This window comes from Glaciecola petra, assembly GCF_031846345.1.
Lineage (GTDB): Bacteria > Pseudomonadota > Gammaproteobacteria > Enterobacterales > Alteromonadaceae > Glaciecola > Glaciecola petra.
This window is the reverse complement of record NZ_JAVRHX010000006.1, coordinates 1-18,777: the sequence shown is the minus strand read 5'-3', so window position 1 is coordinate 18,777 and position 18,777 is coordinate 1. Positions and strand designations below refer to the sequence as shown.

General features: G+C 40.3%; 19 protein-coding genes. 11 read left to right on the top strand and 8 right to left on the bottom strand.

Annotated elements, in window-relative coordinates; translation table 11 throughout:
- Complete coding sequence (gene kduI, locus RM552_RS15570) at nt 1-831, bottom strand: 5-dehydro-4-deoxy-D-glucuronate isomerase (protein ID WP_311369800.1); 831 nt, start codon at nt 829-831, stop codon at nt 1-3.
- An 18-nt stretch (nt 832-849) separates the two neighbouring features.
- Entirely contained in the window at nt 850-2,622 is a 1,773-nt protein-coding gene (locus RM552_RS15565) for a hypothetical protein (protein WP_311369799.1), read from the bottom strand.
- 169 nt (nt 2,623-2,791) lie between these two features.
- On the opposite strand from RM552_RS15565, the gene uxuA reads away from it, so the two are divergent.
- Together uxuA and RM552_RS15555 are read left to right on the top strand one after the other, a co-directional pair.
- On the top strand, nt 2,792-3,985 hold the full coding sequence (uxuA, locus tag RM552_RS15560; protein WP_311369798.1) for a mannonate dehydratase: 1,194 nt from the start codon (nt 2,792-2,794) through the stop codon (nt 3,983-3,985).
- Between the two features lie 39 nt (nt 3,986-4,024).
- Nucleotides 4,025-4,723 carry a FadR/GntR family transcriptional regulator gene (locus tag RM552_RS15555; protein WP_311369797.1) on the top strand — a complete coding sequence of 233 codons (699 nt, stop codon included), beginning with the start codon at nt 4,025-4,027 and terminating at the stop codon, nt 4,721-4,723.
- Between the two features lie 262 nt (nt 4,724-4,985).
- Here RM552_RS15555 and RM552_RS15550 read toward each other — a convergent pair whose 3' ends face one another.
- Genes RM552_RS15550 through RM552_RS15535 form a run of 4 tightly spaced genes read right to left on the bottom strand, consistent with a single transcriptional unit; the run spans nt 4,986 to nt 7,030 of the window.
- Nucleotides 4,986-5,306 carry an ArsR/SmtB family transcription factor gene (locus RM552_RS15550; protein WP_311369796.1) on the bottom strand — a complete coding sequence of 107 codons (321 nt, stop codon included), beginning with the start codon at nt 5,304-5,306 and terminating at the stop codon, nt 4,986-4,988.
- A gap of 10 nt (nt 5,307-5,316) precedes the next feature.
- Nucleotides 5,317-5,751: a DUF6691 family protein gene (locus RM552_RS15545; RefSeq protein ID WP_311369795.1), complete on the bottom strand. Its 435-nt coding sequence runs from the start codon at nt 5,749-5,751 to the stop codon at nt 5,317-5,319.
- Nucleotides 5,751-6,161, bottom strand: a complete 411-nt coding sequence (locus RM552_RS15540; protein ID WP_311369794.1) for a YeeE/YedE family protein — start codon at nt 6,159-6,161, stop codon at nt 5,751-5,753. Before RM552_RS15540 ends, RM552_RS15545 begins: the two co-directional genes overlap by 1 nt.
- Nucleotides 6,158-7,030: an MBL fold metallo-hydrolase gene (locus RM552_RS15535; RefSeq protein ID WP_311369793.1), complete on the bottom strand. Its 873-nt coding sequence runs from the start codon at nt 7,028-7,030 to the stop codon at nt 6,158-6,160. Before RM552_RS15535 ends, RM552_RS15540 begins: the two co-directional genes overlap by 4 nt.
- A 72-nt stretch (nt 7,031-7,102) precedes the next feature.
- Here RM552_RS15535 and RM552_RS15530 point away from each other — a divergent pair, with 72 nt between their 5' ends.
- The 7 genes from RM552_RS15530 (at nt 7,103) to eutC (ending at nt 13,804) form a co-directional block, all read left to right on the top strand.
- A complete protein-coding gene (locus RM552_RS15530; protein ID WP_311369792.1) occupies nt 7,103-7,864 on the top strand; it encodes a sulfite exporter TauE/SafE family protein in 762 nt (253 codons plus the stop codon).
- A 10-nt stretch (nt 7,865-7,874) separates the two neighbouring features.
- Nucleotides 7,875-8,327, top strand: coding sequence for a rhodanese-like domain-containing protein (locus tag RM552_RS15525; protein WP_311369791.1), 453 nt, complete (start codon nt 7,875-7,877; stop codon nt 8,325-8,327).
- Nucleotides 8,328-8,648: 321 nt separating this feature from the next.
- Nucleotides 8,649-9,947: a M24 family metallopeptidase gene (locus RM552_RS15520; protein WP_311369790.1), complete on the top strand. Its 1,299-nt coding sequence runs from the start codon at nt 8,649-8,651 to the stop codon at nt 9,945-9,947.
- 51 nt (nt 9,948-9,998) lie between these two features.
- Complete coding sequence (locus RM552_RS15515) at nt 9,999-10,454, top strand: tellurite resistance TerB family protein (RefSeq protein WP_311369789.1); 456 nt, start codon at nt 9,999-10,001, stop codon at nt 10,452-10,454.
- Nucleotides 10,451-11,851 (top strand): ethanolamine ammonia-lyase subunit EutB, encoded by a 1,401-nt coding sequence (locus RM552_RS15510; protein WP_311369788.1) that lies wholly within the window; start codon nt 10,451-10,453, stop codon nt 11,849-11,851. The genes RM552_RS15515 and RM552_RS15510 overlap by 4 nt, the downstream gene beginning before the upstream one ends.
- Before the next feature lie 164 nt (nt 11,852-12,015).
- Nucleotides 12,016-12,795: a LamG-like jellyroll fold domain-containing protein gene (locus RM552_RS15505; RefSeq protein ID WP_311369787.1), complete on the top strand. Its 780-nt coding sequence runs from the start codon at nt 12,016-12,018 to the stop codon at nt 12,793-12,795.
- 184 nt (nt 12,796-12,979) lie between these two features.
- Nucleotides 12,980-13,804, top strand: coding sequence for an ethanolamine ammonia-lyase subunit EutC (eutC, locus tag RM552_RS15500; RefSeq protein WP_311369786.1), 825 nt, complete (start codon nt 12,980-12,982; stop codon nt 13,802-13,804).
- 30 nt (nt 13,805-13,834) lie between these two features.
- Here the strand turns inward: eutC and RM552_RS15495 are convergent, their stop codons facing one another.
- Both RM552_RS15495 and RM552_RS15490 read right to left on the bottom strand, forming a co-directional pair.
- Nucleotides 13,835-15,448, bottom strand: coding sequence for a M28 family metallopeptidase (locus RM552_RS15495; protein WP_311369785.1), 1,614 nt, complete (start codon nt 15,446-15,448; stop codon nt 13,835-13,837).
- A gap of 59 nt (nt 15,449-15,507) precedes the next feature.
- Nucleotides 15,508-16,254 (bottom strand): hypothetical protein, encoded by a 747-nt coding sequence (locus RM552_RS15490; RefSeq protein ID WP_311369784.1) that lies wholly within the window; start codon nt 16,252-16,254, stop codon nt 15,508-15,510.
- Between the two features lie 156 nt (nt 16,255-16,410).
- Here RM552_RS15490 and RM552_RS15485 point away from each other — a divergent pair, with 156 nt between their 5' ends.
- Both RM552_RS15485 and RM552_RS15480 read left to right on the top strand, forming a co-directional pair.
- On the top strand, nt 16,411-17,709 hold the full coding sequence (locus RM552_RS15485) for a metal-dependent hydrolase family protein (protein ID WP_311369783.1): 1,299 nt from the start codon (nt 16,411-16,413) through the stop codon (nt 17,707-17,709).
- Between the two features lie 240 nt (nt 17,710-17,949).
- Nucleotides 17,950-18,420, top strand: coding sequence for a SirB2 family protein (locus RM552_RS15480; protein WP_311369782.1), 471 nt, complete (start codon nt 17,950-17,952; stop codon nt 18,418-18,420).
- The last annotated feature ends 357 nt before the right edge of the window (nt 18,421-18,777 follow it).

Sequence of the window (18,777 nt, the reverse complement as noted above, 5' to 3'; positions counted from 1 at the left end):
CTACCTAAAATTATTCAAATCGATCGCATCCATATCATCAAATGCTTGGTTTTCGCCAGCCATTGCCCATATAAAGCCATAGTTACGTGTCCCCGCTCCACTATGAATTGACCATGATGGGCTCAATACCGCTTGGTGATTCTTAACGACAATGTGACGCGTTTCGTCTGGCTCACCCATTAAATGCATTACGCGGTCTTGCTCTCCTAAGTTAAAATAAAAATAAACTTCCATTCGACGGTCGTGAGTGTGAGCAGGGAAAGTATTCCAAACGCTACCCGTATCAAGAATAGTTAAACCCATCACTAATTGGCAACTAGGAACGCCTTTTTCATGTATATATTGGAAGATTGTGCGTTTATTACTGGTTTCTAAACTACCCAAATGAATAGCGTTTGCATCCGCTTGTGTTGATTTAACACTGGGGTATTCTTTGTGTGCCGGCGTTGAGACCATATAAAACAAAGCAGGTTGCGCGCTATCGTCGCTACTAAAAGTGGGGTCGGGCTCACCTCGACCCAAATATAAGCACTCTAACTTACTTAAACTATATTCTTTGTCGCCCACTTTTACCTGGCCACTTCCACCCACATTGATAATACCTAACTCTCGACGTTGCAAAAATGAGCTTGCCCGTAATGCATCGCCTGCTGCTAGCGTTAATTCACTATTAACAGGCATTGCACCGCCAGTAATAACACGGTCAATTTGAGAGTAGACCAAACAAATCTCGTCTGCTCGCATCAGTGAGTCAATTAAGTACTCATCGCGCAAACGATTGGTATCGTAATGTTTGGCATCTTTAGGGTTAGTTGAATGTCTAATTTGCATTGTAAATTTCCAGTAAAACTAATTATTGAGCGAAGCGCTTGAACTGCTCAATCGCGATTCAAGTTGATATTGATAAAGAGAATGTGGTGCTATTTTTTCGTTTGTTTTTTCCACGTATGGATCGAGACCATATTCTAGTGTGATAGGTAAATTCGCATGAATACCCAATAGTCTCGCCAGGGTACCTTGAGTAATGCCGTCTAATACAATCGGCCCCTTAAGCTCACCACTATTCACAAAGTTAATTTTTAAGTTCCAAAGAGTATTAAATGCCGCATGACTCGGTTTCCAATATTTTGCTCCACCTCCATCAAATAAAGGATATTGTTGCTCAGATCCCTTCAAATCAATGTCGAGCTGAACGCCATCAAACAAATTTTGATGATTAGCCCCACTATGCTGATCCAATTTTGGTGTGGTTCTAATTTCGCCACCAAGATAAACACTCTTAGTTGAAAAGGTATTAAAGCTCATTGGATGGACGACTTTATTTTCAACTATCAAGTTCTCAACTAACACATTATGCACGCCCCCTACTTGGACCGAATAGTGCGCTGCTTTTTTTCCGGTTGTGATAACACTTTTAATGCTTAAATTTGCCGACTCTTCAGTCAATATGCCACTGTCGGCATTGGAAATTAATACATTGTCTACCCAGCCGTCATATAAGCGTGTTAAGTAGATACCATTAAAGCCTTGTTCAATATGGTGTGCAATAGTAGTCGCAAAGGCAAACTTCATACTGAAATTTTCAAAACCAATATGCGTTAAATGTTTCCAATCCTCAATATGAACGAGCAAGTCTTTGTTAATGTTATGCAGTAATGGCGCTTGGATGGTAATTTTTTTACCTTGTATAGAAAGTATTTCTACTTGCTGTCGTGCTAGCGGTAATTTGGGAAAATTCCAATGATGACTGCCAATATACACATCTTGGTCTTGATACAACTCTTTCAACAAAGGTCCATTTTCTCCTTTGTCATTTAACCACTGAATTTCAATTATTTGGCCGACTTTTAAATGAGTAGTATCATCAACTTCAAATTCAAAACCACCTCGCTTACCGCTTTGTGCACGAGCAGCAACAGGCTCACCTTGATCATACTCTTGCAGGTACTTTTTAACTCTTTGCCCCTCTATGCGTGTCCAAAAATAGCCACCCGACCACGACCACTCGGTAAAAGGTAAATGTAAGTTCCTTTTTTTGTCTCGTTGGATTTTGTCAAATTTTACTAGATATTCTCTTAGTTCTTTTAACTCTGGCGTGGGCGGGGCATACATAAGGGGTCTTGGAAAATAAAACTCAGTGCCGTTTTCACCGCTCCCCATTCCGCGCCACACCGTGTAATTACGATCGAAGTAAATAATAGAGCTTATAATATAACGACCCGCTTCAAATTGAATAACACTAGGGATTTCGTCGTTTTTAATACTGCTCATTAATTTAATGATAGCAAGGCTATCATCAATATCGTCATTAGCGATGATGCCATGTTCACTGACGTCAATAACGCGGTAATCTTGAATGTTAGGCAAGGACTCACCGTTATCATAACCGGCAAAGGAAAAATCTGGTAAGTAATGCTCAGAACGAGTATTCGCATCTTCAATTATGAGCGGAACATCACTCGCTATAGCAATAGAAGCTTGTATCCCAAGCATCATGAAAACTAAAACCATCTTCATATTTGTCATTATTTTTCTTAAATCGCTACTTAACAACACGAACCTCGACATATGGGTTTGAGAACACCAGTCATCACCTGTCACAACTGGGAGTCTTAGTGTCAAATATTGGCCTTACCACTTGACAATTTAACCTATGTTTCTATCATATGTCAAAAAGACAAACAAGCTAATGCGATCGAAAGCGAGGATAATTAGGCTTTCTAAAGCTTGCAAACTATCTTCAAAAGCAATTGAGCTGTAGTGTACTTATTTGAATATATAAGGATTTGTTGTGATAGAAACGTGGCGTTGGTTTGGTCCTAGTGACCCAATAAGTTTGACCCGAATTAAACAAGCTGGTGCAACTGGTATTGTTAGTTCGTTGCATGATGTTGCAACAGGTGAACTTTGGACGAAGCAAGCAATTGAAGCACACAAAGCCTTGATAGAAAAAGAAGGTTTAGTATGGGAAGTGATAGAAAGCATTCCTGTACACAATAATATTAAAACCCGCAGCGGCAATTACCAGACGCTCATAGAAAATTATAAGCAATCTATTGTTAACGCCGCAGAGTGTGGCATTTACACAATCTGCTACAACTTTATGCCAGTCGTTGATTGGACACGTACTAATTTAATGTATCAATTGCCAAATAAGAGCCATGCTTTGCGCTTTGAAATGACAGACTTTGCTGCCTACGATATTTTTATTTTAGAGCGGGTTGGTGCAAGAGAATCATACTCTTCAGAAGTCATTGCAAAAGCTGAAAAATCTTTTGCGCAGATGGACGAAAACGCACGTGCACAACTTGAGAAGAATATCATTGCAGGTTTACCCGGCGGTGAAGGTTCATATACTCGTGAGACAATTCGAGAAGCCATTGAAGAATTCATCCAATTAGGAACAGAAGGATTTAGAAATCATTTATTTACCTTTTTAAAAGAAATCATTCCGGTTGCTGAAAGTGTTGGAGCAAAAATGTGTATTCATCCTGATGATCCACCCTTTTCTCTGTTTGGTCTTCCGCGTGTTGTATCTACGGCAAGTGATGCTAGGCAACTTCTTGAAGCCTGTCCTTCACCAGCTAATGGCCTAACCATGTGTGCCGGTTCTTATGGAGCGAGGGGCGATAACAACTTAGTTGAAATGGTAAAGGAGTTTGGTCCACGCGTTTATTTTGTGCATTTACGAAATGTTATTCGAGAAAGCGACGGGTCCTTTTATGAGTCAGATCACCTTGATGGCGACAACGATATGGTTGGCTTGATACAAGCAATATTGGATGAAGAAAACACGCGTCGTAAAAAAGAAAATATTAAACAACTTATTAATATTCCAATGCGCCCAGATCATGGTCATCTTTTAGATGATGAACTCAACGATAGCAATGTAAAACCGGGTTATGGTTATACAGGTCGCCTCAAAGGCTTGGCTGAATTACGAGGCGTGATTCATGCGGTGTCGACTATAATGGCCAGAAGCTAAGTTGATGTAACCATACTGCTTACTAAAAGAGACCTAAAAATGAAGTCACTGCCCTTAGAAGTGGTAAAAAATGATCGTTTATATGTAAAAGTTGCCGAGCAACTACGCAAACTGATCGAAAATGACATTATTAAGCCCGGTGAACGTTTTCCCTCTGAGCGAGAATTAGCAGAACAACTTGGAGTAAGTCGTCCAACTGTGCGCGAGGCCATGATTGCACTTGAATTAACCGGCGCAATAGAAATTCGTTCGGGGTCTGGTATTTATGCTAACCAATTAAGGCCCACTTCAAGTATCTCTTTGGGAGACGCAGGCATAGGTCCGTTTGAGATCCTCGAAATTCGTCTTATCATTGAAGCTGAAGCATGTGGTTTAGCGGCTTTGCGGATTGGAGATGATGAGCTTAAACAACTTCAACAATGCTTGATCGATATGGAAGAGGAAGAAAAACGACCTGACGCGTCTGAAAAAGCCGATCAGCGCTTTCACGAAATTATTGCCCAAAGCTGCCAAAATAGCGCTGTCGAATCGGTGGTGCAATGGCTGTGGAAGCTTCGCAATGAATCACAATTAAGCACGTCTTTTTTAGCTCAGATACGGGACGAAGGTATTCATCCGTCTATTTCTGAACATAAAGCCATATATGATGCACTAGCGGCACGCGACCCTATTGCTGCACGAGAAGCAATGCGAAGACATATTGAATCAGCGACTGAAAACGCAGCTAAACACTTTTAAAATAAACAGCATAAGCTGTCATTTACTTGTTCCGATTATTTGCATTCTAAGGTTGGAAAGTACTTTTTTGATTTTTACCTCTAAACTTCAAACATCCTAGGTCATTCCTGCGAAAGCAGGAACCCCCTAAACAGCATAGTAAACAAGAAAAAAGCTAATTGTGTTCAATAAGGTCAACACTATTGTTGTTTAAACATCGCTTGTGTTGTCGGAGATTCCCACTTTCGTTGAATAGTATATAAGTTTAATTTCTCGTATACGCTTAAGAAACTAGCAATGCATCATCGTCTTGGCAAAAGAGTTTATACAGCACCGTAATGACTTCTCTTACCTCGTTGCTATCCAATGAATAATATATCGTTTGTGCATCGCGCCGTGTTTTTACGTAAGCTTCCCGCCTTAACCATGCTAAATGTTGAGACAATGAAGACTGTGGAATTGCAATCATGTTATTAAGCTCAGACACACTCATCTCTTTCTCTTGCAACACACACAAAATCATCAAGCGGTAGCGGTTTCCTAGAGTTTTCAGAAGGTCTACCGCTTGCTGTGCATTGGCTTCCATTTTTGCAAAGTCTTGCATGATAATAAGGCTATCCTTTAATGGCTTTTATTCGTCTCGCTTTTATTCGTCTCGCCGTTATCATGCCAACAATCATGGCAAGAATAAACCCAAATATTTTTTCTTCAAAACCGGTAATGTTGGCGACAGCTGGTCCAGGGCAAATTCCTGAAATTCCCCACCCTAACCCAAAAATAATTGCACCAATAATAAGCGGTTTGTCGATGGCTGAAGAGCTAGGAACATAAAATTTTTCAGCAAACAAAGGTTGTGACATTTTAGTTTTTACTAACTGGTAAGCTGGCGTAAAAACCACTAAGGCACCGCCCATTACAAATAGAAGGCTCGGATCCCATTTGCCAGCGACATCTAAAAATGCCAATACGATAAGAGGGTCAACCATACCTGAAATTGTTAAACCAAGACCAAAACCTAGGCCGGCTAAAAGTGCGAAAAAATAATTCATTACGCGCCTCCAACAATATGACGTATAACAAAAACGGTGACCGCTGCAACTACCATGAACGTGACTACAGCGGTCATAGAACGAGCCGAGAGTCTTCCCATACCGCAAATGCCATGACCACTTGTACAGCCAGACCCATAAGCGCTGCCAAAACCAACCAGCAAACCACCTATAATTATCATCCACCAACTTGCGTCAATTTCAGGCAAGATATAGCCTGATGGCGCAGCCAACAGAGGGCCAAGTGCCAACCCAATAAGAAACATCAAGCGCCAGCCATTATTCGCGCCACGCGTTAGCATATTGCCAATAATGCCGGAAATTCCCGCAATTCGTCCGGTGGCAATTAACAATAAGAGTGATGATGCGCCTAAAATAGCGCCACCAATAAGAGAATCGATAAAATTCATAAAATTTCTCCTACAAAGAATAAAGGTTGTTTAATGTAACGCCTGCCCTTGCCTTCTTTTTTAGGAAGTCTACCTGCGGAAATATTTAATTGCACTGCAGGGTATAATAAGCGAGGCACATCTAAGGTTTTGTCTCTAGATTCTCGTAATCGCACAAAGTCATCACATGACACATTTTTATTAACATGAATATTGTGTGCACGGCTTTGTTCAACAGTGCACTGATATTTGAGCTCTCTTCCAGCTGGTTGATAATCGTGGCACATCCATAGTTTTGTTTGGCGGGGTAAATCATGTAATCTTTTGATGCTTTCAAATAGAACGGAAGCGCTGCCACCCGGAAAATCGCACCTAGCTGTTCCACCATCAGGCATAAATAGAGTGTCGCCAACAAATGCATTATCGTCTACAAAATAGGTAACACTATCGTTGGTGTGGCCGGGCGTGCTGAGCACACTTACCTTATAAGATCCCAACATGAAGCTGTCACCATCTTCAAACAATTTATCAAAATGTGGTTCGGGCCCAGTAGTTTCATCGGTAGATAGATTAAAAAACTCGATAAAGGTTTTTTGAACCTTTTTAATGCCCGAGCCTGCTGCTATTTTACCCTTAAGTTTTGCACGTAAATAATGTGCAGCAGAAATATGATCAGCATGCGCATGGGTTTCTAATATCCATTGAATATTAAGTTTATTCTCTTTAATAAAGTCGATTTGTTGGTCAGCGAACTCAGTCCAAAGCTTGCCCGAATGAGCGGTATAATCAAGCGCACTATCGATGATCATAGCATCGAGGGTTTGAGCATCATAAACCACATAGCTTATTGTTGAACTCGCTTGATGGAAAAATGTTTTTATAGAAATCATACATTACCCCTAGCAATTCTATTTATATATCGTATATTATAAATATACAATGTAAAGGGCTTTGGAATTAATTTGTTAACTATTTTGTTTGGCGCCATATTTATAGGCTTAAGTTTGGGCTTGCTCGGAGCAGGCGGCTCAATTATTACGGTACCGCTGCTAGTTTATGCTGTGGGCTTTACTGAAAAACAAGCGATTGTAGGCGCTTTATTTATAGTAGCGGTTATAAGTGGAGTGTCGGCCTTGCTTAATTTGCGTAAAGGACAAATCAATTTCAAAGCAGTTATTTGGTTATCTTTAGCGGGTATGGTCGGCAGTGGTTTGGCTGCAAGCTTTTCTAATTGGATTAGCGGTGAGTTACAGTTTATTTTGTTGGCAGGCATTATGGTGCTGGCGGCTTGGCGAATGTTGAGCAAACGAGCTCCTGTAAAACAATATAAGCAAGCCGGTAAACTTCGGCTCGGTTTTACTGGGCTTGGTTTAGGTGGTGTCACCGGTTTAGTCGGCGTGGGTGGCGGTTTTTTAATTGTGCCTGCTTTAGTAACATTGGCGCGCCTCCCAATGGGTGCTGCGGTGCCAACAAGTCTTACCATAATATTTTTTAACGCCAGTGCTGGCCTTGCAAACCATTTTGCCGTCAATACACAGATGATGCTCGAACTCGACTGGAAAACATTATTTATATTTACCAGTGTCGGCATTTTGGGAAGCTTAATAGGTCAAAGTATTGCTAAACGACTACCTCAACAAAGCCTTAAAAAAGGCTTTGCTTATATTATTTTAGCCACTGCTATAGGCATGCTGATTCACTCATTTATGCAATTTTTCAACTAGGGAGATTATAATGAAATTATTAACCGGCAGACAATTAGTCAGCTATGTTCAGCTAGAAATCCAGCAGTGCGACTGCGCAGCGCTTGCTCGAGCAATTAAACAAAACGCTATCGTTATTGATATACGCGAAGAATCTGAAGTAATTTTGGGAATGGTACCAGGCGCCACGCATATTCCCAGAGGCGTATTAGAAATGGAAATCACCTCTCATGCTAGTGTAAAAAACTGCGAGAATCCACTAGTAGACTTAGCAGAAAATCCTATCTATTTATACTGCCGCTCGGGTGCGCGTTCCGCATTGGCTGCAAAGTCTTTAAGCGAAATGGGACTTAAAAATGTATGGTCAGTTGCAGGCGGGTTTAATGATTGGCAATTGCAAGAAAGGCCTATCATTTCAAACAAAGAAGCCAAAGTATGGGAAGTAGACGGCTTATTTGCGTGGGAGCAAGGTGGTGGAATTTAAGAGCTTGTATAATGCAATATAGAATAAAACATCGTCTGGGTTCTGCATCTTGAGGTCACATCGAGCCATTTATTAAATTATAGATTAGACTGCAGGCAATTTTTGCTTTTGTCTATTAAATCTTTGATGATTAGAATTATAAAATTGTTAAACACTATCAGGCGTTTGCATAACCAAAGCAATCTATGTATAGATTGTTAAGGCTGAATGACAATATTTGGATGTTTTTTGTCAGCATGAGCAAAGCCAAGAGCTTAAGATACCAAAATGTTCTAGATACCTGATAAGATGGGTATAAATTCTTATTTCGGGTTAAATTTTATGCTCCGTTTCTTGTTAACGCTTTTATTAATATCACAGACAGCACTTGCCAATAGTACTAACGATAACCCTTGGTTCGAAATTAGAAAACAAAGAATAAGTCAATTACTCCCCCTCGCCATGCAAAAAGCCCAAATAGATGCTTGGCTAATTTTGTGTAGAGAAAATAACAACGACCCGTTGGCTATTCATATAGGATGCGAAAACGCTGGAAAAACCGCTGTCTTTGCGTTTTATTTTGATAATAACAAATTTGAGTCGTTGGCCTTTTCTCCTATAGGCGAGGCTACCGCTTTAGCAGAAGCAAACATAGTCAACAAAGTCATTCCTGTTCCTAGAACAGATTCTGCTATTGATTTAGCCGCAGCAATGGTCAAGCAACAAAACTTTGAAAGCATCGCGGTTAATATCTCAGAAAATAATGCACAAGCAGATGGCCTGAGCTACATGCAACATAAAAAGTTATCGCAAGCATTAGGGCCTAAGCTAGCAAAACGATTAGTTTATTCAGACGAATTAGTTTATCAATGGTTAGCAATAAAACTGCCGCAAGAGGTTGAGATTATGCGGCAAGCTGCTGAACTTACCGCAAGATGGCAGCTCGAAGCTTATGCTAATGTGATAGTGGGTGAAACTACAGATGCCGATGTAGCCGCTTTTTTAAAGCAAAAAATGGCGGAGGCAGGCGTCACAGATGCATGGGCAAGTGACCAAAACCCAAATGTAAATTCGGGAACAGATCGTGGTCATTCACATGCTACTAATAGGATTATTCAAGCAGGTGACGTTATTCAAACAGATTTTGGCATTCGAGTACACGACACTTGGGTGACTGATATTCAGCGCTTCGCTTATGTCTTAAAATCTGGTGAAACTAAGCCTCCCTCAGATATACTGCGTTACTGGGAAGGTGCAAAAAATGGCAGAGAAGCAGCATTTAAAGCAATGAAACCGGGTGTAAAAGGTATTGAGGTTGATGCCGCGCAAAGAGCCATAATGGCAAGCAATGGTTCCTTACCCGTAATGTGGAGCACCGGTCATCCAGTCGGCTATGTCGCGCATGATACCGGTCCTAACCTTGGAGGTTCCAAGTCGCCTAGTCTGCGTCCAGCCGCGCAGCGGGTGTTGCAAGAGGGAATGACTTTTGCCTTTGACGGTTTTTATAGTTGGCTACTGAGTGATGGTAGCCCCAAAACAATCTCAGTTGAAGAAATGGTCGTAATCACTCAAAACGGAGCAGAATATTTGATACCACCGCAGCAAGATTTAGTATTAATACCATCAGGTGATAAAAAATAGAAAAGCAGCCTTTTAATTTGTGAAAATAAGTTTTAGAGCAAGGAGATTATTTTGATATCAAAACTAAAAGCTTTTTTTGAAAAGGAATTAAGCCTTAAATCGAAAAATGAACCTCAAGAGGATATAAACGCAAAGTTGCAAAAGGCCTGCGCTATTTTACTACTAGAGATATCAAAAGCGGACTACCAAGAAACGAAGGATGAAAAAGATCGAATACGCAAGATTCTGCAAGATAAGTTTACCTTGAGTGATGCACAATTAAATGAACTCATTGCCCTAAGTGAAGATGAAGGTAATGAAGTGACTTCAATGTATCCATTAACATCATTAATTAACGAACATTATAGCTACGAACAAAAATTAGGTTTGCTAGATTTACTATGGCAAGTTGCCTATGCCGATGGTGAACTGAGCAAATATGAAGACCACGTAATACGTAATGTTGCTGAGCTACTATATGTTGCCCATAGTGATTTTATAAAAAGTAAACTCAGTCAACAGCCATGATTTTTACTATCGATTTAGCCGCTAATCGTTTCCACTTTAAGGATTTAAAAACGCTTTTAGCGAAAGCCTCACCCTTACGCTCTGGAGATTGTCTTGCTGGCGTTGCGGCCGAGTCTATGCTTGAGCGAGCCGCTGCACAAATGCGTTTGGCAGATTTACCCTTAAAACATTTTTTAAACGACATGATTATTCCTTATGAAGACGATGAAGTGAGTCGTTTAATTATTGATAATCACGACAAAAAGGCCTTTAGCGCTATTTCGCATTTTAGTGTAGGAGATTTTCGAAATTGGTTATTGTCTGACCAAGCGACAACAAAATCTATTGACTCAATCAAACAAGGCCTAACACCGGAAATGGTTGCCGCAGTAAGTAAGATAATGCGAGTTCAGGATTTAGTATTGGTGGCTCAAAAGTGTGAGGTTGTGACTAAATTTCGAAACACTCTGGGTCTTCATGGTTGTATGTCAACGCGCTTACAACCAAATCATCCAACAGACGACCCAGCCGGCATAGCAGCGAGCATTTTAGATGGATTAATGTACGGCAATGGGGATGCTTTAATTGGGATAAATCCTGCGACCGACAACTATCAAGCAGTGACCACCTTATTGCACATGTTAGACGATATTATTCAGCATTACGAAATCCCTACACAAGCCTGTGTATTAACGCATGTCACTACCCAAATTGAAGCCATAAACAAAGGGATTCCCTTAGATATTGTATTTCAATCAATAGCTGGTACCCAACTCACTAATGAGAGTTTTGGTGTGTCTTTATCTATTTTAGATGAAGCTTATTCTGCCGCTAAGTCTTTAGGTCGCGGCACAGTGGGCAATAATGTCATGTACTTTGAAACCGGGCAAGGCAGTGCTTTGTCGGCTAACGGACATCATGGAATTGACCAACAAACTTGTGAAGCCCGCGCGTATGCAGTGGCAAGACATTACCAACCTTTATTAGTGAACTCAGTAGTGGGTTTTATAGGACCTGAATATTTGTATGATGGTAAGCAAATAAATCGAGCCGGTTTGGAAGATCATTTTTCTGGAAAGCTATTAGGCTTGCCCATGGGAGTCGATGTTTGCTACACCAACCATGCAGAAGCAGACCAAGATGATATGGACATGTTATTGACGCAATTAGGCGTCGCGGGTGTTAACTTCATAATGGGCATTCCGGGAGCTGATGACATAATGTTGAACTATCAAACAACGTCTTTTCATGATGCTTTGTATATCAGACAAGTCCTAGGCAAGCGCCCATCTCCTGAGTTTGAAAAATGGTTAATTAAGCATAAAATTTTTGATACAACTGGACGCTTTAATCAACATTCGCAAATAGGCCCTTTTGCCGAAGTTCTGCCAAAAGTAAAGCATACTCTAGATAATTAGAGAGTGTTAAATGTTTTTGGACACATTTTTGTCAGGGTTTTTTACACATAAAATGTAGAACGCGCTGATAAATGCTATATACCATTGTTAAATATGACAAAAATTTCTTGGTGCGATTTTTGCAAACCGCAAATCATCAACAATATTTCAGGAATTAAAATTTAATGATAATAAAAAAAATAATCAGTACCTTAATCTTTGTTTTAGCTATGACCACAGGGAATGCGCACGCCGGACTTATCGGCTTATGGGAATTTAATGATAATAAAGACGCTATGGGAAATTTTGGGGATCTCCAGCAAAGAGGCACTAACATTAGTAATGGTTCGCTTAATTTGCGCAATACCACTTGGGCATCTGCTGTTAACTATACTGGTCCATTAATAACTGAAAAAACGCTTGTATCGTGGGTAAGCTTAGATAACCTAAGTGTGAGAAACGGAAGTGTTTTAACTATTGATACTCTCAATCGTGATGTATTTGACGGTATAGTGTGGGCTGAGAGACGAACAAATCAATGGATGGCAGGCAGCAATAATTTTAGCAGGACTCAGGATATTAACAACAGTACACCAACGGTTGTTAATCAAGAACATATGGTAGCTATTTCTTATCGTTTACTAGGAACAAGCGGTGTTCAGATTAGTTTGTACATAGACGGGATTTTGCAAGGCTCATATAGCCAAGGTGGAATCGCTTCTTTTGGTATCAATAATACCGAGATTTTATTTGGTGCGCGACATACGATAGGAGGGAGAGCAATTGGACCCAATATTTCTGGTAGCATCTCAGAAGCGCGCATTTATGACGTTGCTTTATCGGGATCGGAAATTGCAGCTTTAAGAGTAGGCGGAGCAAGCGCACAACCAGCTTCTGCACCAACAACGATCGTATTGTTTAGCATGGCGCTTTTGTCGTTTTTCCGTTTACGCAGTAAAATTTAAAGCGTTGAATGCCTAAGAATATTTGTTAGTATCAAAACATCAATGCATTTTACAAAGCGCTTGTATCTACAAGCGCTTTTTTTTGGGTCGAATGCTTAAGGAATATACAAGAAAGAATTGAACTACAAGCTCCTCAAGCCGCTATAAGCGATGGTATTTGAAGTCTTAAATAGAGAAGTCTTTTATGAAACAAGATATGCAAAAAACCAAGATGCAAGTTGATGCAAAACCAGCACAATGGTCCCACCTAAAGACCTTCACTCAAGCCCGAATAGGCTTAGGGCATACAGGTATTAGCTTGCCTACAACAGCCCAACTAAAATTTAATGTTGATCATGCGCTGGCACGAGATTCAGTTAATACCCCACTTGATATTAAAGCATTAACGCAAGAATTAGCTGCCGAAGAAATCACAAGCATACAAGTGCATTCACAAGCCACAAATAGAACGGAGTATTTACAACGTCCTGATTTTGGACGACGCTTAAACGACCACTCCAAAATCTTGTTAAGTAAAGCCGAACAAGCGATGCAAGCTGATGTTGCCCTTGTTCTTGTAGATGGACTGTCTTCAATAGCTGTTCAGCGACATGGATCAAAGCTTGTCACAGATTTAATCTATGCTTTTCAACAACAAAATATTAGCTGCTCACCGGTAATCATAGCTGAACAAGGACGCGTAGCGATAGGCGATGAAATTGGTGAAATTTTAAACGCCCAATCTGTTTTGTTAATTGTTGGCGAACGCCCCGGTTTAAGTTCCCCTGATAGCCTTGGTATTTATTATACTTATGCCCCTAAACTAGGGTTAAATGACGCCAAAAGAAACTGTATTTCTAATATCCGCCCAAGCGGACTGCCAATAGAAGAAGCCGTAAGCAAAGTACTTTGGTTAATCCAGCAGTCTTTTGAGCGCAAATTATCGGGTGTTAATTTAAAAGACACATCACAAAAGGCGTTAACCAAAAGCAATCAATCTATGGGTAATTTTCTGTTACCTAAACCTTAAATTCGTCCCCCGAGTTCAGCTTACTGAATACTAATTTTTTTCAAAAGATTTAAAGAAACTATCTTCATTCCAACTTGGTCTGTCTTGTAAGTTGGCAATGTTTTTAGCGATTTCTAAATTAACATCAACAAATTTAGCCGCCCATACATAATCGATAGGTAGGTTTAAATCATCAGACGGCATGTGATAGTGTGTTTTTAAGAAAACATCTGCCGTTATCATCGACTCCGTTTCTTCGGTTACATCTGGGCCCGGGTCCATATATACCGCCGGTATGCCCTGCTTGACTAAACTGTATTGGTCGCTTCGAACAAAAAACGCTTGCTGAGGTGTCGGGTCAGGTATTAACTCCATGTTATGCCGTGCAAGTGCATCAGTAACAGATGATTTAAGTGAACTATGCTCAGTGCCATAAACCACCATTTGATTAGTTCGATAGGTGAGTATAGGCATATCCAAGTTGACGTTTGCCACAATTTGCGCAAGAGGCACGGTAGGATAATGTCCATAATAATCAGAACCTAGCAAACCTTTTTCTTCACCGGTGACAAAGGCAAATATAAGAGAGCGCTTTAGTTTTGCACCCGACTTGTGTAGCTCATAGGCAATCTCTAACAAAGTTGACACGCCACTGGCATTGTCCATAGCGCCATTGTTTATTGTGTCTTTTAAAACCGAATCTTTACTAATACCAATATGGTCAGAATGCGCGGTCAGTATCACATATTCATTTTTTAAATCGGGATCGGAACCTTCAAGTATGCCAATGACATTCGGGCTTTGAGTTTGACTATGAGTAGATTTCAAACTTGCTGTCGCTGTTAAACCCATTGCTTGAGCTTTGGGCTTTCTATTATTCTCAATATCATCAACGATAGCATCAAAATCCATACCTGCAAGGTCAAATAATTTTTTACCTGCTTCTACACTCAATATTGATGACGCGCGTATTTGAGCGCTTGCATTGTTTGCCGTTCCGTCAGGATGTAACCAACGAGTACTTGGTGATCTTGCAGAAAACTTTCGGCGCTCAAAACGAAAAAGCCGTTCAATGACTGGCGTATGCACTGCAATCACTCCAATCGCACCTTTTGCGGTTAAAGCGCTTGTTGATTCGCGCCAGTAATGCGCGCCTTCTTCACTTGGGAAGTCACCCGGCATGCCAACTAACACAACCGCTATTTTTCCTTTTATATCAATGCCATCATAATCAGAATAATTGAGATAAGGGGCATCTATACCAAAGCCAGCAAATACTAATTCACCATCTAGTTGTGATTCGGAGTAATTCATATCGGGTGACATGAGCATGTCATCCATAAATGTAAATTCTAATGTGTCGGTTCCGTTAGTAACCATGAGTTTAGGCGAAGCAATATCAATGCTCGATTGCTTAAACGGGATCATTTGATAATAACTACCGTCGTCTCCACCTGGTTTCACTCCATATTTTTGCAATTCTGAAGCAATATATAGCGACGTAAAATCATGACCGATACTGCCGGTATCTCGCCCAGCCAGCAAATCACTTGCCAATAAATTCATGTGCGCTTCAAACCTATCCGGTGAACCTGCCACACAGGAGCTTGCTACAAAAAAGCTGATTGTTGCTGCAGCTATGCTTGTTATTATCTTATTTGACATGGAGCTTCCTATTATTAGTGTTGCTTAAGTCTTAATGACTGTGCGTAACTTAAATTTCTTCATTTAATATCGTTATGAGTTAACCCGAGTATTTCGTCCAACAAATGATGTAGCGATTTCATTCTTTCACTCCAAGGCCTAAGACCATCGCGCAAATAGGCGTCATAAGCATCGGCGTTTTCACTCGCCATATTTAGAAAAGATGGTGCTAGTCTCATACCTTCTAGGTCACAAACATATCGAGCTTGTATCTCTCCTAAGGTTTCATTGAAGTAAGGTTCAGAACGTATCAATTTGGGATGATGAATAGGCAGTTTGTGCCCAACTCTAAATGAGATGCTTATATTTTCTTTTAGCGTGCCTACACTTTGTTGAAACGCGATTAATTCGGTTCTTAGCTTATTGTTTTCGATAATGGCAACTCTTCCTGCACTCATTAATTCTATAAGTGAAGGCAGGTCTGAAATAGCAATGTTATAATAATGTGAAGTCGCCAGCGCAAAACAATGCTCCTCTTCTAACAAACGTTTTGCATCTTTATCAAAAATAACGGTCACTGCATCACTTAAATGGTCTATTAAATTAAGCCGTCTAACTCTTACTCGACTTGAGGCTGTTTCTGCTGCCAATAATTCACCATGAATTCTCACTAGAAAATCTTGAGCATCATTGCGGTTATTGCGGCCATCATTCCACTCTGCTATCTGCAGGCCTAAAAATATCCCCGTTATCACCACCAGCACATCAAGCCCAACAGCAAACCAATTTTGATCATCAACATGTTTCATGAACCGACGTAAAAGCATAAAAGTCCTTCTGGGGTAATACTGACTATCCTATGCCTGCGCGGTGTATCTCTCAATACCAAAAACGTTAATAAAGCGTTATTTTTTCAATAAAACATTGAGTATTGATGCGTTCATCATTAGTGTTGAACTTCAAAACAATCAAAAAGTCACTTTATGTATAAATTATTCACAGCGTTAACCGTGTTCTTGATTCTTTCAATTTCAACTGCGTTTGCTAACAATGTAGTTGTTATCCATGCAGGGAAAGTGTTAGTCGTACCGGGTGAAAAGCCTTTGTCCAAACAAACCATTGTTATTAAAGACCGACTAATTGATAAAGTAATAAGTGGTTACATTGACCCTACAACTATTGATGACAAGGCTAAATTCATTGATTTGAAAAGCCAGTTTGTTTTGCCAGGCCTAATGGACATGCATGTTCATCTACTGTCTGAATTGGGTAAATCCAGTCGCACCGATGCACTGTTTGTCACCACTTCTATGGAGGCACTTACAGGTGCTTACTATGCAAATAAAACATTAATGGCTGGGTTTACAACCGTTCGTGACCTTGGTGGCAATCCAGAAGCTATTTTTGGATTAAGAGACATGATTGGCAAAGGAATGATTCCGGGGCCACGTATTTTCTCTGCGGGCAGCGCCATTGCCGCTACTGGTGGACATGGTGATGTGGACGGTTATAAACCTGAATTACTCAAACTTTGGACACCAGAAACCATCTGTGATGGTCCTTACGAATGCAGAAAGGCAGTACGTAATGCAGTAAAAATGGGGGCAGATTGGATAAAAATTACCGCGACGGGTGGTGTATTATCTGATACAAAAACCGGTATTGAACAACAAATGACAGACGATGAGTTGAGTGAAATTGTTGAAACTGCGCATGGCTTAGGCGTCAAGGTGGCTGCGCATGCCCATGGCGCTAAAGGAATAAGAGCAGCATTAAGAGCAGGTGTTGATAGTATCGATCATGGTACTTTTACTGACGATGAGTCGATGAAGCTATTTAAACAATCAGGGGCTTATTTGGTGCCTACTATGTCTCCTGGCGTAAAAGTGCCCGCATCTATGGAGGGTAATCCCTTCTTCACCGATGCGATCAAGAAGAAAGCTTACGCCGCCTCGGCCGCTTCAATTGCCACCTTTACTAAAGCATACAAATCGGGTGTAAAAATTGCCTTTGGTACTGATTCTGCAGTGACGCCGCATGGTGAAAATGCAGATGAATTTGAAATGATGGTAAACGCAGGTATGACAGCATCTGATGCTATACGCTCTGCAACAGTGATAAGCGCCGAATTGCTTGATATGGAAACGAAATTAGGAACACTTGAAGTAGGTAAAATAGCAGATATTATTGCAGTAAGCACAAACCCTTTGGAAGATATTAGTGCTTTGAAAGTGGTCAATTTTGTTATGAAGGAAGGCAAAGTTATGAAGGGAAACTATTAAGCAAAACCACGGTTATAAACCCATAGTTTTATAACACCTACCATAATAATCATATGGCATCATTATGGTGTTTTTAAGTCGCAAATAAATAAAGACGTTTGAAAGGAAAGCCGGCATTGTCTCAATGTCGGCTTTTTTGTTGTTAACAAGCGATGAGTAATAGCCATTACCTTATGCGAACTATATACTGCAAAATAGAGTATTTAATAATTAGCATAAAAACAGAGAAAAGTCCTTACCATGTACATGATAATAAAACACTCCCACCTGACAATAATCGTTCTTACGTTTATCTTTTTCCTTATCAATTTTGTTTTAACCATTAAGGGTTCTGACAAAGTAAATAATAAAATCCTAAAAATTGGGCCCCATATTCTGTATACCCTTTTCTTGGCGACTTTTGTTTACTTGGTTATTCAAATTGAATTATATCCTTTCGTAAACGGATGGGCGTCTTCAAAACTCGCGGGATTTTTATTTTATGTCTTGTCGATTGCCTTTGCATTGAAGTGGGCAAAAAAGAATATTTGGCGATATGTCGGCTTAGTTAGCGCTGTATTTTGGTTAGTAATGAGCGCTCGCTTGGGCTTTGCTGATCGCCTAAAAGTAAAAGCTTCTATCGAGAATATTGGTTCTGAGCTAAGTTCTTATGCAAGTTCTTTTGCACACAATATGAGCGAATTCGCAAGCACCGCTACAATACTTTGCTAGAATATTTGTATTCTGAGCTTGGACATTGCTTTTTCTGACTGATATCGATGAACCTAGCGCTGGTTGGAAAAAATCTTGACAACCGGCTCCAAAGAGGCAGTTTCCGGACGGATTGTGCACTATTTATTAGATACATCCCTCTCGTCATTGGAAACATCTCTCTCGTCATTCCCGCGAAAGCGGGAACCCCCTAAACAGCATGGCAAACTATAAAAAACTAAATAGTTTCAATAACGCTAACACAATTATTCTTTGAACATTTCTTGTGTGGTTGGAGGTTCCCACTTTCGTGGGAATGACCTAGGATGTTTATAAATTGAGGTATAGCTATGTCTGCTTTTGGATGGCCCTTGCCAA

Bases quoted from the DNA above. Each gene is read 5' to 3' on its own strand.
- RM552_RS15535 (WP_311369793.1), bottom strand. From the start codon at position 7,030: ATGATTTCTATAAAAACATTTTTCCATCAAGCGAGTTCAACAATAAGC.
- RM552_RS15490 (WP_311369784.1), bottom strand. From the start codon at position 16,254: ATGCTTTTACGTCGGTTCATGAAACATGTTGATGATCAAAATTGGTTT.
- RM552_RS15555 (WP_311369797.1), top strand. From the start codon at position 4,025: ATGAAGTCACTGCCCTTAGAAGTGGTAAAAAATGATCGTTTATATGTA.
- RM552_RS15485 (WP_311369783.1), top strand. From the start codon at position 16,411: ATGTATAAATTATTCACAGCGTTAACCGTGTTCTTGATTCTTTCAATT.
- kduI (WP_311369800.1), bottom strand. From the start codon at position 831: ATGCAAATTAGACATTCAACTAACCCTAAAGATGCCAAACATTACGAT.
- RM552_RS15480 (WP_311369782.1), top strand. From the start codon at position 17,950: ATGTACATGATAATAAAACACTCCCACCTGACAATAATCGTTCTTACG.
- RM552_RS15550 (WP_311369796.1), bottom strand. From the start codon at position 5,306: ATGCAAGACTTTGCAAAAATGGAAGCCAATGCACAGCAAGCGGTAGAC.
- RM552_RS15495 (WP_311369785.1), bottom strand. From the start codon at position 15,448: ATGTCAAATAAGATAATAACAAGCATAGCTGCAGCAACAATCAGCTTT.
- RM552_RS15510 (WP_311369788.1), top strand. From the start codon at position 10,451: ATGATTTTTACTATCGATTTAGCCGCTAATCGTTTCCACTTTAAGGAT.
- RM552_RS15520 (WP_311369790.1), top strand. From the start codon at position 8,649: ATGCTCCGTTTCTTGTTAACGCTTTTATTAATATCACAGACAGCACTT.
- eutC (WP_311369786.1), top strand. From the start codon at position 12,980: ATGAAACAAGATATGCAAAAAACCAAGATGCAAGTTGATGCAAAACCA.
- RM552_RS15505 (WP_311369787.1), top strand. From the start codon at position 12,016: ATGATAATAAAAAAAATAATCAGTACCTTAATCTTTGTTTTAGCTATG.
- RM552_RS15525 (WP_311369791.1), top strand. From the start codon at position 7,875: ATGAAATTATTAACCGGCAGACAATTAGTCAGCTATGTTCAGCTAGAA.
- RM552_RS15540 (WP_311369794.1), bottom strand. From the start codon at position 6,161: ATGAATTTTATCGATTCTCTTATTGGTGGCGCTATTTTAGGCGCATCA.
- RM552_RS15545 (WP_311369795.1), bottom strand. From the start codon at position 5,751: ATGAATTATTTTTTCGCACTTTTAGCCGGCCTAGGTTTTGGTCTTGGT.